This is a genomic window from Cytobacillus oceanisediminis, from assembly GCF_004366035.1.
Lineage (GTDB): Bacteria > Bacillota > Bacilli > Bacillales > Cytobacillaceae > Cytobacillus > Cytobacillus oceanisediminis_C.
Genome location: NZ_SOEE01000008.1, coordinates 165,300 through 181,783, shown reverse-complemented (window position 1 = coordinate 181,783; position 16,484 = coordinate 165,300). Strand labels below are relative to the sequence as shown.

18 protein-coding genes are annotated in these 16,484 nt (G+C 45.4%); 13 read left to right on the top strand and 5 right to left on the bottom strand.

Translation table 11 applies throughout. From position 1 onward, the window contains the following. Positions 1 to 68 precede the first annotated feature (68 nt). Positions 69 to 1,451, bottom strand: coding sequence for a PTS transporter subunit EIIC (locus DFO72_RS20405; RefSeq protein WP_113883733.1), 1,383 nt, complete (start codon positions 1,449 to 1,451; stop codon positions 69 to 71). A 358-nt stretch (positions 1,452 to 1,809) separates the two neighbouring features. Here DFO72_RS20405 and hprK point away from each other — a divergent pair, with 358 nt between their 5' ends. The 13 genes from hprK (at position 1,810) to hisIE (ending at position 12,850) form a co-directional block, all read left to right on the top strand. Beyond that, positions 1,810 to 2,745 carry an HPr(Ser) kinase/phosphatase gene (hprK, locus tag DFO72_RS20400; protein WP_009331851.1) on the top strand — a complete coding sequence of 312 codons (936 nt, stop codon included), beginning with the start codon at positions 1,810 to 1,812 and terminating at the stop codon, positions 2,743 to 2,745. Positions 2,746 to 3,099: 354 nt separating this feature from the next. Then, positions 3,100 to 3,924 (top strand): prolipoprotein diacylglyceryl transferase, encoded by an 825-nt coding sequence (gene lgt, locus DFO72_RS20395; protein WP_113883732.1) that lies wholly within the window; start codon positions 3,100 to 3,102, stop codon positions 3,922 to 3,924. Between the two features lie 19 nt (positions 3,925 to 3,943). After that, positions 3,944 to 4,891: a nucleoside recognition domain-containing protein gene (locus DFO72_RS20390; protein WP_113883731.1), complete on the top strand. Its 948-nt coding sequence runs from the start codon at positions 3,944 to 3,946 to the stop codon at positions 4,889 to 4,891. Then, entirely contained in the window at positions 4,881 to 5,528 is a 648-nt protein-coding gene (gene ppaX, locus DFO72_RS20385; protein ID WP_113883730.1) for a pyrophosphatase PpaX, read from the top strand. Before DFO72_RS20390 ends, ppaX begins: the two co-directional genes overlap by 11 nt. After that, positions 5,525 to 6,076 carry an acyltransferase gene (locus tag DFO72_RS20380; RefSeq protein WP_113883729.1) on the top strand — a complete coding sequence of 184 codons (552 nt, stop codon included), beginning with the start codon at positions 5,525 to 5,527 and terminating at the stop codon, positions 6,074 to 6,076. The genes ppaX and DFO72_RS20380 overlap by 4 nt, the downstream gene beginning before the upstream one ends. 292 nt (positions 6,077 to 6,368) lie before the next feature. Beyond that, complete coding sequence (locus DFO72_RS20375; RefSeq protein WP_113883728.1) at positions 6,369 to 7,553, top strand: ATP phosphoribosyltransferase regulatory subunit; 1,185 nt, start codon at positions 6,369 to 6,371, stop codon at positions 7,551 to 7,553. Then, positions 7,550 to 8,194 carry an ATP phosphoribosyltransferase gene (gene hisG, locus DFO72_RS20370; protein WP_009331845.1) on the top strand — a complete coding sequence of 215 codons (645 nt, stop codon included), beginning with the start codon at positions 7,550 to 7,552 and terminating at the stop codon, positions 8,192 to 8,194. The genes DFO72_RS20375 and hisG overlap by 4 nt, the downstream gene beginning before the upstream one ends. A 15-nt stretch (positions 8,195 to 8,209) precedes the next feature. Then, positions 8,210 to 9,481, top strand: a complete 1,272-nt coding sequence (gene hisD, locus DFO72_RS20365) for a histidinol dehydrogenase (protein WP_113883727.1) — start codon at positions 8,210 to 8,212, stop codon at positions 9,479 to 9,481. Between the two features lie 15 nt (positions 9,482 to 9,496). After that, entirely contained in the window at positions 9,497 to 10,084 is a 588-nt protein-coding gene (gene hisB / locus DFO72_RS20360; RefSeq protein WP_113883726.1) for an imidazoleglycerol-phosphate dehydratase HisB, read from the top strand. Continuing rightward, entirely contained in the window at positions 10,085 to 10,723 is a 639-nt protein-coding gene (gene hisH, locus DFO72_RS20355) for an imidazole glycerol phosphate synthase subunit HisH (protein WP_113883725.1), read from the top strand. Beyond that, the gene (gene hisA / locus DFO72_RS20350) at positions 10,720 to 11,457 is read left to right on the top strand and encodes a 1-(5-phosphoribosyl)-5-[(5-phosphoribosylamino)methylideneamino]imidazole-4-carboxamide isomerase (RefSeq protein WP_113883724.1); all 738 of its coding nucleotides are present in this window, start codon (positions 10,720 to 10,722) and stop codon (positions 11,455 to 11,457) included. The genes hisH and hisA overlap by 4 nt, the downstream gene beginning before the upstream one ends. Then, positions 11,451 to 12,209 (top strand): imidazole glycerol phosphate synthase subunit HisF, encoded by a 759-nt coding sequence (gene hisF / locus DFO72_RS20345; RefSeq protein ID WP_113883723.1) that lies wholly within the window; start codon positions 11,451 to 11,453, stop codon positions 12,207 to 12,209. The genes hisA and hisF overlap by 7 nt, the downstream gene beginning before the upstream one ends. Further along, a complete protein-coding gene (gene hisIE, locus DFO72_RS20340; protein WP_113883722.1) occupies positions 12,206 to 12,850 on the top strand; it encodes a bifunctional phosphoribosyl-AMP cyclohydrolase/phosphoribosyl-ATP diphosphatase HisIE in 645 nt (214 codons plus the stop codon). The genes hisF and hisIE overlap by 4 nt, the downstream gene beginning before the upstream one ends. A gap of 46 nt (positions 12,851 to 12,896) precedes the next feature. Here the strand turns inward: hisIE and DFO72_RS20335 are convergent, their stop codons facing one another. From DFO72_RS20335 to DFO72_RS20320, 4 genes are all read right to left on the bottom strand, one after another. Continuing rightward, positions 12,897 to 14,135, bottom strand: a complete 1,239-nt coding sequence (locus DFO72_RS20335; RefSeq protein WP_113883721.1) for an NAD(P)/FAD-dependent oxidoreductase — start codon at positions 14,133 to 14,135, stop codon at positions 12,897 to 12,899. Further along, on the bottom strand, positions 14,132 to 14,464 hold the full coding sequence (locus DFO72_RS20330) for a (2Fe-2S)-binding protein (RefSeq protein ID WP_113883720.1): 333 nt from the start codon (positions 14,462 to 14,464) through the stop codon (positions 14,132 to 14,134). Before DFO72_RS20330 ends, DFO72_RS20335 begins: the two co-directional genes overlap by 4 nt. Then, the gene (locus DFO72_RS20325) at positions 14,457 to 14,732 is read right to left on the bottom strand and encodes a (2Fe-2S)-binding protein (protein WP_113883719.1); all 276 of its coding nucleotides are present in this window, start codon (positions 14,730 to 14,732) and stop codon (positions 14,457 to 14,459) included. The genes DFO72_RS20330 and DFO72_RS20325 overlap by 8 nt, the downstream gene beginning before the upstream one ends. A 76-nt stretch (positions 14,733 to 14,808) precedes the next feature. Beyond that, on the bottom strand, positions 14,809 to 16,419 hold the full coding sequence (locus DFO72_RS20320; RefSeq protein WP_113883718.1) for a sigma-54 interaction domain-containing protein: 1,611 nt from the start codon (positions 16,417 to 16,419) through the stop codon (positions 14,809 to 14,811). Positions 16,420 to 16,484: the final 65 nt, after the last annotated feature.

The following is a 16,484-nucleotide window of genomic DNA, read 5'->3' as shown; positions in this document are numbered from 1 at the left end:
CTGAATTTTTCAAAAATGTGATTTCATAAGTAAAGAAGGAGGAATGGCTCCTCCTTCTCCTTGTTTTATTATATGTTTTTAGCCATTTCCTCTTTGAATCCGAACATCCATGTGAACAGGAATCCAAACGCATAGGCAATTAACAGGCCGATCAGATACAGTACGATTTGATTTGTGTGAACGAGGAAGGCAAGCGGTATGCCGGAAACCCCGATGGCTACTGTAGCAATCTTGAAGAACGCCTGGAAAGCACCGCCCACAGCAGCTCCTAGACATGCTGTTAAGAAAGGACGTCCCAGCGGCAGCGTAACCCCGAAAATAAGCGGTTCACCAATACCGAGCATTCCTACCGGAAGTCCGCCTTTAATCACTTTCTTCAGACGGGCATTTTTTGTTTTGAAGTAGATGGCGAATGCCGCACCTACCTGGCCGGCGCCTCCCATTGCAAGAATCGGCAGGAGCGGATCGTCGCCGATTGAGTTAATCAATTCCATATGAACAGGAGTTAAACCTTGATGCAGCCCAGTTACAACAAGCGGAAGGAAGGTTCCGGCAAGTACTAAGCCAGCCAGGATGCCGCCAACATCTAGAACGCCAAGGAGACCTTTTGTGATAATGTCAGAAAGGAATCCGCCAACAGGCTGCAGGACAAAGAATGTCGCAAAGCCTGTAATTAATAATGCCAGTGTCGGTGTTACGATAATATCAATTGCTGATGGAACGACTTTGCGGATTCTTTTTTCCAAAAAGGCCACTAGCGCAGCGGCGAGCATGACTCCAATCAAGCCGCCCCGGCCTGGCACCAATGCTTCACCGAAAAGAGTTATATTGGCAAGGCCAGGGTTGATTAATAGAATACCGGCTGCACCGCCCAGAGCAGGAGACCCTCCAAACTCCTTCGCTGTGTTAATACCTACAAATACGCCAAGGTAACCGAATAAACCCCAGCCAATCAAATCAAGCATTTGAACGAGCGTGGATTCCGGATCTCCGCCTGATTTGATGATTACATTATTGATGCCTGCAATCAAACCAGAAGCAACGATAGCTGGAATCAGCGGGATAAAGATACTGGCAATTTTTCTTAAAAATAACTTGAAAGGAGTAGCGTTTTTCTCATTGAGTCCGGCTTTCGTCCGGGCTGCCAGTCCTTCCAATGAAGTGTCAATCTCTTCGTCATCATCATCAACGGATGAAACATTTTTGCCTGTCATCCTGGAAACTTCGTCAGCTACTTTGGTGACGATCCCAGGTCCGAGGATGATTTGGAGTGTTTCTGCTTCCACCACTCCCATAACGCCATCAATATCCTTGATGCCATTCAGGTTGACTTTGCTTTCATCGACCGGCTTCACGCGAAGGCGGGTCATGCAGGAGGCCAGTTCCGCGATATTGCCGGTGCCGCCCAACTGCTCCGTAATCTCTTTCGCCAAGCGTTCTTCTTTACGCATGAGTTTTTCCCCCTCTTTTTTTAAAAATGAATGAACGTAATAAAAGCTAAAAAATGTAAATGAATTCGCTTACATAATCATATTACCAAGGTTTAGTATAGTTGTCTATACCATCTGAATATTTTTATAAATGGCATATCATCATATTTATACGCGGAACATCCCTGGAAATTGTCCCTATCGAGAAGGATTAAGTATATGGGCCTAGTGTTAATTTTGTAAAAATCGTTTTCAGAAATTTGGTTCTGCGTTAAAAAGTGCTAAAATAGAGTGAAACTTCAGAGTGAATTTTTTAGAAATTATAAGTTACATATAAAGAGATCATCCAGAAGTGCCAGCATTAAAGGAGGAACCTATTTTGGTAAAAGTGCGCACAAAAGATATTATAGAAAAATTTGGGCTCGAATTGATTGCCGGAGAGGAAGGCATTAACCGGCCGATTACGACGAGTGATATTTCCCGTCCGGGCCTGGAGATGGCTGGTTATTTTGATTACTATCCGGCTGAACGTATTCAGTTGGTCGGAAAAACCGAGCTGTCTTTCGTTGAAAAGTTAAATAATTCCGAGCGGGAGATCCGGCTTGAACGGCTCTGTACAGATATTACACCCGGCATAATCGTCACAAGAGGACTCGATATACCTGACGAACTGATTGAAGCGGCAGAGAGAGAATCGGTTCCGCTGCTCCGCTCCAAACAGAAAACGACCCGTTTTTCCAGTTTGCTGACCAACTTTTTGGAAAGCAAGCTTGCTCCAACCACGGCCGTACATGGCGTCCTTGTCGATATTTATGGGGTAGGGGTACTGATAACTGGAAAAAGCGGAGTTGGTAAGAGCGAGACGGCGCTTGAGCTTGTTAAGCGGGGACATCGCCTTGTTGCAGATGACTGCGTGGAGATCAGACAGGAAGATGAAGATTATCTGGTCGGAAACTCACCGGAATTGATCGAACATCTGCTTGAAATCCGCGGCCTCGGCATCATCAATGTCATGACCCTGTTTGGTGCTGGTGCAGTCCGCAGCTATAAGAAAATCTCTGTGGTCATGAATTTGGAGCTGTGGGATCCGAAAAAGCAGTACGATCGTCTTGGCCTTGATGAAGAAAAGATGAAAATCATCGATACAGAAGTTACAAAGCTGACCATTCCGGTAAGACCCGGACGAAACCTGGCAGTCATCATTGAAGTGGCTGCCATGAACTTCCGCTTAAAGAGAATGGGGATGAATGCAGCGGAACAGTTCACGAACCGCCTGTCGGATGTGATTGAGGACGGAGACCATGATGATCGTTAAAGAGGGCAAAACACTTTCAATCAAACGTTTGATTGAAAGCTGATAAGCCTGACTGGTTGAAGAATAGCAGATGCGCCTGCGGCAAAAAACAACGCAGAGGCGCTTGTGCTTTACTTGCAATAATAGAATTTATATCTTTGAAATTAGATAACTGTCTAGCTCCAGGCGCCATCGGCTCTCGGGTCTAAGCCAATCCGTCACAAAGGTTAAAGAACAACCTTCATGCCGGCTTGTCTTATGCTTGAGGCCCGCAGGATGCGGGTCATGCAGACGTTGCCACAGGACGTGGCGGTTTTAGTCTGCGTTCTTTTTAAGCGGGCGCCTTGCGCTTTTCGGTGAGAAGGAGAAGTGATCATGGAAAAAAGTATTCAGCCGTTAGATCCGATTGCCATATCCCTTGGGCCGATTCAGGTCCACTGGTACGGCCTGATTATCGGTGTTGGCATTGCACTGGCACTCATTATCGCGATGAGAGAAGGGGAGAGAAGGGGACTCCCTAAAGATATCTTTGCCGATTTGATGCTGTGGGCTATTCCCATTGCGATTATTTCCGCAAGAATCTATTACGTTATTTTTCAATGGGATTTTTACTCACAGAATCCGGGTGAAATCATCAAAATATGGAATGGCGGAATTGCCATTCATGGAGCCTTGATTGGTTCTGTCATCACCGCTTATGTTTTTGCAAAGAAAAGGAAGATATCGTTCTGGAAACTGGCCGATATCGCAGCGCCAAGTATCATTTTGGGGCAGGCAATCGGGCGCTGGGGCAACTTCATGAACCAGGAGGCTCATGGCAGGGAAGTCAGCCGGGCATTCCTGGAAAATATGCAATTGCCTGAATTTATCATTGACCAGATGTATATTAACGGAGCCTATTATCATCCGACGTTTTTATATGAATCAATTTGGAATATCATTGGATTTATCATCCTTATCTTATTAAGAAGAGCAAACTTAAGGCGCGGGGAGCTTTTCCTCTCGTATGTAATCTGGTATTCGATCGGCCGTTTCTTCGTAGAAGGCCTGCGGACCGACAGCCTGATGCTTACTGAGAATTTAAGGATTGCTCAGACGATATCTATAGTTCTTATTATTGTAGCGCTAGTCCTGATTTTTTATCGAAGAGCAGAGGGTCTTGCCAAAGCTCGTTATTTGGATAAAGCCGAGGGGAAATAACGGACAGGGGAGAGTAGAAATGCTGGTTGAATCTTGCAAAAGGGGGCTGATGGCCGGCTTAAAGACAACATGGACACTAGGGAAAGTCATATTCCCGGTCACGCTGATTGTGGCACTGCTGCAGCATACGCCAGTGCTTCCATGGGTTATCAAGCTGATCACGCCCCTTATGAATCTGATTGGGCTGTCAGGAGATGCAGCCATACCACTTGTATTGGGGAACTTCTTAAATTTGTATGCGGGGATTGGAGCCATTTTAACGCTCGATCTCTCGGTAAAAGAAGTATTTATTATTGCCGTCATGCTGTCTTTTTCCCATAATATGCTGATTGAAACCGGAGTGGCATTGAAGGTCGGCGTTAAGCTTTGGGTCGTTCTGGCGGTACGCATTGGACTGGCGCTTTTAAGCGCGATTGTCATCAACCTTGTTTGGCAGGGTGGATCCGAAACTGCTAAGTACGGATTTATTCCGGCAAAAGAAGAGCAGGTATCCGGTGCATTGCCAATCCTGCAGGATGCACTGCAGACTGCTTTGCTCGGGATTCTCCAGCTTGCCATCATCGTCATTCCGCTGATGATTATTATTCAAATCTTAAAAGATAAGCAATGGCTTGCTGTTTTTTCAAAATGGATGGCGCCTGTGACCAGGGCACTTGGAATGAAAGAAAATACGTCTACAACTCTTGCAGCCGGCTTGCTGATTGGCCTTGCCTACGGGGCAGGTGTCATGATTCAGGCAGTAGAGGAAGATGGGGTCAGCAGACGAGACGTAACGATCGCATTTATTTTCCTCGTTGCCTGCCACGCAGTCGTCGAAGATACTTTAATTTTTGTGCCGCTTGGCATTCCGGTATTACCGCTACTGCTGATCCGCCTGGGTGTGGCAATTATCCTGACATTGGCAGTGGCAGCGATCTGGAAGCGTGCTGATCTGGCAAAAAGAAAGGAAGCAACATATGAGCATTAACACATTATTATTTGACTTAGATGGAACATTGATCGACACAAACGAATTGATTATTTCCTCGTTTTTGCATACGCTGGGAAAATATTATCCAGACAGCTATCAGCGGGAAGATGTTCTCCCGTTCATGGGGCCGACCCTGCATGAAACCTTCGAGTCCATCAACTCGGAAAAAGTGGAGGAGATGATCTCGGTTTACCGGGAGTATAATATTAAGAACCACGACGTGCTTGTGAAGGAATTTGATGGTGTGTTTGAAACGATTCGGACTTTAAAAGAATCGGGATATAAACTGGGCATTGTTACGACGAAAGTTTCCAATGTAGTTGAAAAGGGCTTAAAGCTGACAAATCTTGACCAGTTTTTCGACGTGGTTGTTACGCTCGACCATGTTGATAAGCCAAAGCCCGATCCGGAGCCAATCTTGAAGGCATTGAGCCTGCTGGATGCGAAGCCGGAAGAAGCAATTATGGTCGGAGATAATTCGCACGATATCGATGGCGGAAAAAACGCCGGCACGAAAACGGCTGGAGTTGCCTGGACAGCGAAAGGCCGGGATTTCCTCGCGCGCTTTGAACCGGATTATATGCTGGACAATATGGCAGACCTGATCGATATTCTTGAGGCAGAAAACCAATGAGAAAAACGGAGCGTTTTCCGGTAGAGGGAGGCAATTCTCTCTGGCATGTGTACAAAACGGTTCCGTTCTTGAAGGTGGTCAAAAACTTTATTGTGATCCAGCTTGCGCGCTACACGCCATTTCTGGGCATGAAAAATTGGCTCTATCGTAATTTCCTGAGAATGAAGGTGGGGGATCAGACATCATTCGCACTCATGGTTATGCTGGATGTCATGTTCCCGGAAAAAATCAGTGTTGGCCGCAACACGGTCATCGGATACAACACTACGATCCTCGCCCATGAATATTTGATTAAGGAATATCGCCTCGGCAGGGTTGAAATTGGCAGCGAAGTCATGATTGGCGCCAATTCAACCATTCTTCCCGGCGTCACGATCGGAGATGGTGCGATTGTTTCAGCTGGAACGCTTGTCCATAAAGATGTCCCATCTGGAGCTTTTGTTGGCGGCAATCCGATGCGTGTCATCTATACAAAGGAAGAACTTGCCGCACGCTGGGCGGATGATCCGATATATGGTGTTAATAAAGAAAAAACTCCGTTTGCCTAGAGCTGTCGGGGTTTTTTCTATAATTGAGATGTTAGATATATTTCGAAACATGCTGGATTAAAAACAAGAGATCCTAGATATTTTTAGATGAAAGTCCTTAACTTAAATAACATTTCCAAAAAAGTACAGACTATAAGAAAGCTCCTTTTTAAAAAAGGGAGTCTTTTTTATTTTTCTGCTCCTTTTGGTTGACGGCATGGAGTTTGCACGTTAAACTACATATAACTTCAATTTGCTACCATATTAGCGAACTAAAGGATTCGGAATTTTTAAGTCATAGAGGTGAATACTTTTGAGCCGATTATTTATGTTTGAAAAGCCGTTAGGCATGAGAGATACATTACCTGATTTGTATGAAAGAAAGGCAGCAGTCCGGTCTTCCATCCAGGGGGAAATGAAACGCTGGGGCTATCAGTTTATCGAAACGCCTGCACTCGAATATTACGAAACAGTTGGAGCGGCGTCAGCAATACTTGATCAGCAGCTGTTCAAGCTGCTTGATCAGCAGGGCCACACCCTTGTGCTGCGTCCGGATATGACAGCGCCGATCGCAAGGGTGGCTGCATCCCGTCTTTTAAAAGACGATCTGCCGATCAGGCTTGCCTATTCTGCCAATGTATACCGCGCTCAGCAGCGGGAGGGCGGCAGGCCGGCTGAATTTGAGCAGATCGGGGTTGAATGCATTGGTGACCATACGATCAGTGCGGATGGCGAAGGGATGGCGATGATGATCTCTGCTCTAAAAGAAGCTGGGCTTCAGAATTTCCAGCTTTCAGCCGGCCATATCGGCTTTGTCCGGGATTTCTTCCAGCAGATTTTAGGAACGGAAGAAAGAGTGGAAAACCTGACAAGATTTTTATATGAGAAAAATTATGTCGGGTACAGGGAACATGTAAAGAGCCTGGCTCTTTCATCCATTGATAAACAAAGGCTTCTCGATTTCCTAAAATTAAGAGGCGGGGAAGAAGTCATTGAGATTGCTTATGGCCTTCTGGAAAACGGCACAGGAAAAAAAGCATTGGCCGAGCTCGAACAGCTTTGGGGCATTATGCAGGACTACGGCCAGGAAGGCACAGTTAAATTTGATTTAACGCTCGTCAGCCATATGAGCTACTACACGGGAATTCTTTTTGAAGTATATGCAGGAAATGTTGGTTTCCCGATCGGAAATGGCGGCCGCTATGATTTGCTGCTCCAAAAGTTCGGAAAAGATACGGGAGCAACCGGCTTTGCCATCAGAATGGACCGCCTGCTGGAAGCTCTGGAAGACAGCAATGCGGCTGAACCTGTGTACTGCGTTTTATACAGCCCGGAACGCCGCAAAGAGGCATTCGATTTTGCGAAGAAAGAACGTTCTGCCGGAAAGAAAGTGGTTCTGCAGGATATTAGCGGTGTCAAGGACATCGATGCCTGCACCAGCAGCTATGAGGATATTACCTTTTTAGTCGGAAAAGCTGGAAAGGAGACCATAAAATGAGTGATGTTTTAACGATTGCGATGCCAAAGGGCCGCATTTTTGAAGAAGCAGCTGAATTGCTCCGCCAGGCAGGCTTTCAATTGCCGCCGGAATTTGATGATTCACGTAAATTGATTATAGATGTTCCGGAAGAGAATTTCCGCTTTATCCTTGCAAAGCCGATGGATGTGCCAACCTATGTAGAACATGGTGTAGCAGACCTTGGGATTGCCGGGAAAGACGTAATGCTTGAAGAAGAGCGAGATGTTTATGAGCTTCTTGATTTAAAAATCAGCGCATGCTATCTCGCTGTTGCAGGACTGCCAAATACCAGGCTGAATGATGTTGCTCCTAAAATTGCTACAAAGTATCCGCAGATTGCGGCAGCGTATTTCCGCGAGCAGGGGGAACAGGTGGAAATCATTAAATTGAACGGATCCATAGAGCTTGCGCCTATGATCGGGCTAGCAGACCGGATCGTGGACATCGTATCAACCGGCCGAACGCTAAAAGAGAACGGGCTCGTTGAATATGAAACCATCGTCGGCATCACTTCAAGATTGATTGTCAATCCTGTCAGCTACCGCATGAAGGATGAACGCATAAGCGAGCTGGTTGGACGTCTTACGGAAGTAATAGCTGGAGAAGAAATTCGTTCTTAAAGGATGTAGAGGTCTATGAAAATTTTAAAAGTAAATGACCAGATTTCAATTAAACGGTCTGTTGATAACGGAACAGAACAACAGCGGGCGATTGTGAAAGATATTATTGAATCAGTCCGCCAAAACGGAGATCAGGCATTAAAAGATTACACTGAAAAATATGATGGCATATCCCTGGATGATTTCAAGGTATCGCAGGCTGAAATAGAAGAAGCTTTGGGTCAAGTGGATGGAAAAATCCTTGAGATCATTAAAGAAGCTGCCGATAATATCCGGTCTTTTCATGAAAAGCAGCTGCGTCCTTCCTGGATGACAACAGAAGAAAATGGCACAGTGCTTGGCCAAAAGATCACACCGCTTGATTCAGTCGGCCTGTATGTCCCAGGCGGTACGGCTGCCTATCCATCATCAGTCCTTATGAATGTAATCCCGGCAAAGGTTGCGGGGGTCAAACGGATTGTCATCACCTCTCCTCCCGATAAAAAGACTGGAAAGCTGCCTCCTGCGGTCCTTGCTGCGGCCAAAATTGCAGGGGCTGAAGAAATTTATAAAGCAGGCGGTTCCCAGGCAATTGCCGCTCTTGCATATGGAACGGAAACCATAGCTCCTGTTGATAAAATTACAGGTCCCGGAAATATCTTTGTCGCTCTTGCCAAGCGTGAAGTTTTCGGGGATGTTGATATTGATATGATCGCAGGCCCCAGTGAGATTGCGATTTTAGCCGATAATACGGCACACGCGGATGAAGTGGCTTCAGATCTTTTATCACAGGCCGAACACGACCCGATGGCAAGTGCAGTCCTTGTGACAACATCATACGCGCTTGCAGAACAGGTCTCAGCAGAAGTTGACCGCCAGCTGGCTGAGCTGCCAAGGCAGGAAATTGCTTTTCAATCAATCGAAAACTATGGTGCGGTCTATGTAGCAGAAAACATGGATGAAGCTATTGAAACGGTGAATAGTCTGGCTCCTGAGCATCTGGAGATTTTAACGGAAAATCCGATGGAGCTTCTCGGACGGATTCGTCACGCCGGAGCAATCTTCCTCGGGAGATTTAGCCCTGAACCGGTCGGTGACTATTTTGCCGGCCCGAATCACGTCCTTCCGACAAACGGAACGGCCCGTTTCTCAAGTCCGCTTAATGTGGAGGATTTTCAAAAGAAATCAAGCATTCTTTTATACAGTGAAAAAGCATTAAAGGATAATGGCGAAAAAATAGCGGCCTTCGCGCGTATGGAAGGCCTTGAAGCCCATGCCAGATCCATTGAAACAAGACTAAGAAAATAAGCTGGAGGAATAATCATGGCCAGAACTGCTGAAATTTCACGTAAAACCAATGAAACGAATATCACTCTATCCTTAAATATAGACGGCGAAGGCAAAAGCGATCTGGAAACAGGCGTGCCTTTTATGACGCATATGCTGGACTTGTTTGCCAAGCACGGACAATTTGACATGAACATCGTTGCAAATGGCGATACAGATGTGGATGACCACCACACAACAGAGGACATTGGCATCTGCTTAGGCCAGGTGCTGAAGGACGCTTTAGGTGATAAGAAAGGCATTAAGCGCTATGGAAATGCTTTCGTTCCGATGGACGAAGCATTGGCCCAAGTTGCAGTTGACCTCAGCAATCGCCCTCACTTGGAGATGCGCGCTGAGTTCCCGAGCCAAAAAGTCGGTACATTTGATACCGAGCTTGTTCATGAGTTCCTTTGGAAGCTCGCGCTTGAAGCAAGAATGAACCTGCATGTCATCGTTCACTATGGACAGAATACACACCACATAATCGAAGCGATTTTCAAAGCACTCGCTCGTGCGCTTGATGAGGCAACAACGATTGACCCAAGGATTAAGGGAGTTCCATCAACGAAAGGGATGTTGTAAATGATCGGCATCATCGATTACGGAATGGGGAATTTGTTCAGCGTCAGTAAAGCACTTGAACGGTTGGAGGTTCCTTATTTCCTTTCTGAAAATAAAGACGAGCTCCTGAAAGCAGACGCCTTGATTCTGCCGGGTGTCGGCTCTTTCAAAGATGCCATGACCATCTTAAATTCTACAGGTCTGGCAAATCTGGTAAAGGAGTTTGCTGATACAGGCAAGCCGCTCCTTGGCATTTGCCTTGGCATGCAGCTTTTATTTGAAGATAGCGAAGAGAATGGCATGACGGAAGGCCTTCAGCTTCTCCCCGGCCATGTAAGGCGTTTTCCCGGTGCGACAGCAGAAGGCGAAACGTATAAAGTTCCGCATATGGGCTGGAACCGTCTCGAATTCTTACAGGGTTCGCCGATTTTAAAAGGGCTTGATGAAGATTATGTCTATTTCGTTCACTCCTACTTTGTAGATACAGAAGATAGAGAAGTAGTTATCAGCAGAAGTATGTATGAGGTAGAAGTGCCGGCAGTTGTTGGAAGGGGTAATGTGTTCGGCATGCAGTTCCACCCTGAAAAAAGCAGTTCGCTCGGCATGGCGCTTTTACGCAATTTTACCGAGCTGGTTGAAGAAAGGATGTCTGTGAAATGAGTTTTACGATCTATCCGGCAATCGATATGAGAGGCGGCAAGTGCGTCCGGCTGCTGCAGGGGGATTACGATAAGGAAACGGTGTATGGCGACTCTCCTTTTGATATGGCCAAAAAGTTTGCTGATGAAGGAGCAGACTGGATTCATATGGTAGATCTAGACGGAGCAAAGGATGGGAAGCGGGTTAATGATCAATATGTCATCCAGGCTGCCCGCGAGCTTAGCGTCTCCGTCCAGATCGGCGGGGGGATCCGTACGGAAGAAGACATCCTGCATTACCTGGATAATGGTGTAACACGCGTAATCATTGGAAGTATCGCTGTCTCCAATCCTGAGTTTGCTATTGAAATGATCCGCAAATACGGCAAAGCCATTGCAGTCGGCCTTGATGCGAAAAATGGCTTTGTGGCCACACATGGCTGGCTGGAAACGTCTGAATTGAAGGCAGTTGACTTAGGCAGGCGATTTGCCGACGCAGGTGCGGAAACATTTATTTTTACAGATATCGCAACAGACGGAATGCTATCGGGGCCAAATATTGAAGCGGTTCGTCTGCTTGCAGGGGATACCGGGAAAAGTGTTATTGCATCTGGCGGCGTCAGCCAGCTGGCTGATTTGGCGAAGCTGAGGGAGTATGCTTCTGAAGGTGTTGCTGGCGCCATCGTCGGAAAGGCCATTTATGAAGGCCGGTTTACCGTGGCGGAAGCTCTGAAAGAGGTGAAGGAATCATGCTGACGAAACGCATCGTTCCCTGTCTGGATGTAAAAGACGGCCGTGTGGTAAAAGGGGTGCAATTCGTGCAGCTGCGTGATGCAGGTGACCCGGTTGAGCTTGCCCGCTTTTATGATGGGCAGGGAGCTGACGAGCTGGTCTTCCTTGATATCTCAGCTTCACATGAAGGCCGGAAAACAATGGTTGAGGTTGTTAAGGCTGTTGCGTCTGAGCTGGCCATTCCATTTACAGTCGGCGGCGGGATAAACGCACTGGAAGATATGAAACGAATTTTGCGGGCAGGGGCTGATAAGGTTTCTCTCAATACAGCTGCCGTAAACAATCCTGGTCTAATTACAGAAGGGGCAAATTTCTTCGGATCACAGTGCATCGTTGTTGCGATTGATGCAAAATACGATGAAGAGCTTGGTTCTTGGCGCGTGCACACACATGGCGGACGGACACCGACTGATCTTGAGGTCATCGCTTGGGCCCAGGAAGCAGCGGAGCGCGGGGCTGGAGAAATTTTACTGACAAGCATGGACTCTGACGGTGAGAAGAAAGGCTTTGATATCAAGCTGACAAAAGCAGTCAGCGAGGCAGTTTCGATTCCGGTTATTGCTTCAGGAGGTGCGGGAAATGCTGATCACTTTGCTGAAGCATTTATCGATGGAAAAGCGGATGCCGCATTGGCTGCATCGATTTTTCACTATAAAGAAACGTCTGTTGCTGAAGTGAAGTCATATATTGAGGAAAAAGGGGTGGTTGTCCGATGAATATTGAAAGTGTAAAGTTCGATGAAAAGGGACTGATCCCTGCAATAGTGCAAGATATGAAAACAAAAGAAGTATTAACGTTAGCTTATATGAATCGGGAATCCCTTTTAAAATCGGCGGAAACAGGTGAGACCTGGTTTTTCAGCCGTTCCCGCAAAGAGCTATGGCACAAAGGGGCAACAAGCGGTAACACACAGAAAATTGTTGAAATGAAGCTTGACTGTGACCAGGATGCCATTGTGGTTCTGGTTGAACCAGCAGGTCCTGCCTGCCACAATGGAACATTCAGCTGCTTTGAGGAAAGAGTATACGGGGAAGAGTCAGGCGGCTTATCTGACTACGAAATCCTTTATACACTTGAAAAAGTCATTGAAGAACGCGAACAGACACGCCCTGAAGGAGCGTACACGACGTATCTTTTTGAAAAAGGTGTGGATAAAATCCTGAAGAAGGTCGGCGAAGAATCCGCAGAAGTCATCATCGCTGCGAAAAACCGTGACAAGGACGAACTGAAATGGGAAGCGGCCGACCTGATTTATCATTTGATGGTGCTGCTGCGGGAGCAGGAACTGCCTTTTAGCGAAGTCTTGAAAGTACTTAATAAACGGCATGAAAAGAAAAATGAACCGGCCTCCGAATAGGGAGGGCGGTTTTTTTACGAAAATTTGCTTGTGGATCAGCATCATATTATCCAATTTCCTGTAAAGAGTCCTGCCTTTTCCCATAAAGATCGTTCCAAAGTTCATAGATTCTCCTCCGGCCGTTTGCAATTTCAGGGTTGAATTGGATGGCAGCGTTTTGACGGACAGTATGAACGTTTTTCAATGCCTGATCAAGCTTCTTGTTGATGTCAGTGCTGCCTTTTCCTGCGTGTTTAGCGATCGAAATACCTGCTGTTGTTCCTTGGGCCATGGCGATTTTTCCGCTTTCAATGCCGGTGATGTTCCCGGCAACAAATAATCCTTCGAGCGGGGTTTCCATTTTTTCAGAATGAAGGGGAACATGTCCCCCAAGTTCTGGGACGTATTGGAATGGACAGCCGGCAACTGCTGTAAGCTCTGCTAACGGATACAAGCCACCTGCGATACACACGAAATCTGCTTCGTAAATTTTTTCCGTACCTTTGATTACGTTTCCACTCGCATCAATTTCTGCAGTGAGTACGCCTTCTACCTGATCCTTTCCAAGAATTTCAAGTGCTGCTTTTCTAAGCTGCAATGGTGTTCCATTCACCTTAACGCCTCTTTTAGGATAAAATTTCATTCCTAATTTACGGAAGCCTTTATTTTTCATAAAGCGACTGCCGAAACGCAGGATTGGGGACGGGGCAAGATGGGAAGCATTTAGAAGTGACTTCAGGACTTCCTCTGGTTCTCCGGCACTTTGGCTAAGCGGACTCTTTTCTGGCAGCACAATATGTTCCACATTAATTCCTGCTATTTGGAGCTCGTTTAAAATCGCAAATGCTAAAATGTTAGCACCAATGATGATGCCTTTTTTGCCAACCTCAACACGATGAACATTCGTCATGACCTGTGCAGCCCCGATGGACATTACACCTGGAAGAGTCCAGCCTGGAACAGGAATTGGGAATTCAGCTGCACCAGTTGCTACCAGCACATAAGGAGCTATCAGTGTTCCTATATTAGTATGAACATTCCAGCAATCCTTATCTTTTTCAAGGTTATATACAGAAACGCCGCAGCGGATATCTACTGATCGTTTCTGTGCTTCGTTGTGCATACGAGATGATTCTTTTATTCCGTTCCACCATTCTCCAGACGGTTCCTGGTGCAATTGACCGATTAATCTTCCGCCTGGCCTGACAAATTCATCAATAACGGTTACTTGTAAGCCATATTCAGCACAGGTTATGGCACCAGCTAAGCCGGCTGGTCCAGCTCCAATTACAATTACATCTATCATGGATTCTCCACCATCCTTTTAACAATATTAGGATGCTGTTTTCCTCTTTCAACAACCATATTTTCCTTTACAAGAGTTAAACAGGCTCTTATATTGGACTGCCCATTAACATTTACTCGGCACTCCATACAGTGGCCGATATTGCAATAAAACCCTCTTGGTGTTCCACTTTCCTCATGAACACGCAGTGTCCTCACTCCGTTTGCGAGCAGAGCTGCCGCGATTGTTTCATTTTCATATGCTTCATATTCTTTTCCATCAAAAGTGAATGGAATCTTTTTTCTATCATTTAATTTGCCTAAAACCGGATGATCTATAATTCTAGTCATTTTTTTCACCTGCCGTTCCAAAAGTTATAGGGCGAATTGGAGGCTGATATTTTAAAGGAATTTCACCTTCTCCTGTATTAGGTACGATACTTTCAATAATCCGATCGACCATGACCCTGCAAGTGCGTCCTCCACAAAACCCCATTCCAGCTCTTGTTCTAAGCTTCAGCTCCCTGGATGTACATTGATGTTCTTTGGCTGTTGCAAAAACCTGCCCATAGGTAACCTCTTCACAACGGCAGATCACAAGGGCCTCATTGTTATTCATTTGGAAATCCTCCTCTTCAGTTATATGTAAAAATATAATGCAAAAATCGTACCAACTTTGAAGCCTGTATTTTAAATCAGCTTAAGCCAAGACGTTTTAAACGATTGTAAAGGGTCGCTCGGGTGATTCCCAGTTTTCTCGAGCATTCTAATTTGTTGCCTTTAGTTAATGCCAATGCTTTTTCGAGCACCTTCTTTTCGTGCTGATCCATTTCCTCCTGAAGTGGCACAATGGCCGTTTTCATTTCTATGTTATTTTCCGGAAGGTCCGTGTCAGATGCAGGTGAATAGCTCATTACTGAGTGAAATGGCAAATATTCTTTTCGAATGACTCCATCTGTTGCAAAAACAACCAGACGTTCAACGACATTACGAAGTTCCCGAACATTGCCCGGCCAATCATATTGAAGCATCTCTTGCATAACTTCCTGTGAAAAATGATGGATCGGCCGCTGATAGCGAAGTGAAAAATCATTTAAAAAGTAATGAATTAGTTCAACGATATCCTCACAGCGTTCTTTTAAAGGAGGAATTTTTAAACTGACAACATTTAGCCGATAATATAAATCCTCCCGGAATTGGCCTTCTTTTATTAATTCTTTTAAATCCCTATTTGTTGCAGCAATTACCCGGAAATCAGCCTCAATTTCTTTTTCACCGCCAACCTTGTAATATTTTCTTTCTTGAAGCACACGAAGCATCTTGACCTGCATTTCTAAAGGCATTTCGCCAATTTCATCCAGAAAAAGAGTGCCCCCTTTAGCAAGCCCAATTTTTCCTTTTTTTCCTCTATGGTCTGCACCGGAAAAGGCTCCGCGTTCATAGCCAAATAATTCGCTTTCGAATAATGAAGCTGGAATAGCCCCGCAGTTAATTGAAATAAAGGGTGCTTCAGATCCTTCAGTTGCCTCATGAATGGATTTGGCAAAGACCTCCTTGCCGACTCCGCTTTCTCCTAAGATCAATACAGTTGATCGGACAGAGCACACCTTTTTCGCCATTTGCACTGTCTTTTCCATTACAGCGCTTTTCCCTTTAATGTATCTAAAGGGGTCTGAAGGTCTGTATTTCGCCATCTCCTGTTCTAAACGGTGAACCTCAGTCGACATATTAAATAATTTTTCATTAAGAACTACCTGGCTTGTCACATCAGTTTCCGATACAACTGCACCGATAATGCGTCCATTAAAGTAAACAGGGTTTGAATTTATTAGGACAAATAGATCAGATCTTGGCTGGTGATGCTTTCCCCGGATTCTTTTTCCTTTGTACAAGGATTCTAATATTTGCAGATTCTGATGTTCAAAGAATTCTATAATTGGTTTGCCCACAATCTCATCTTTTTTGACAGAGAAAATTTTTTCAGCTCCCTCTGTCCATGTGCGGACACGTTCATCAGCATCAATCACTGTGACTGAAGCATCCGATGTTTTGATGACAGCTTCATAGAAAGCCTTTAATTGATTGTAGGAATCATGCAAAAAATCAATGATTTGTTCATTTGTAATGCAGCCAAGTACTTCGCCGCTTGAATTTACAACGGCAACGGCTGCATAGCGCTTGCAGGCATCAGCTAATGCAGCAAAAGAATCATCCCAATAAACCCTTGATAAAGTGCTCTTATTAACTTGGTTCAGACAGATTAAATTACTTTCAATTATTTCTTTGACTGACGGTAATTCAAACATGACAGCCTCCTGAATGTAAATTTTTTTATACACTGTTTAATATTTTATACACAATTTTATCAAAT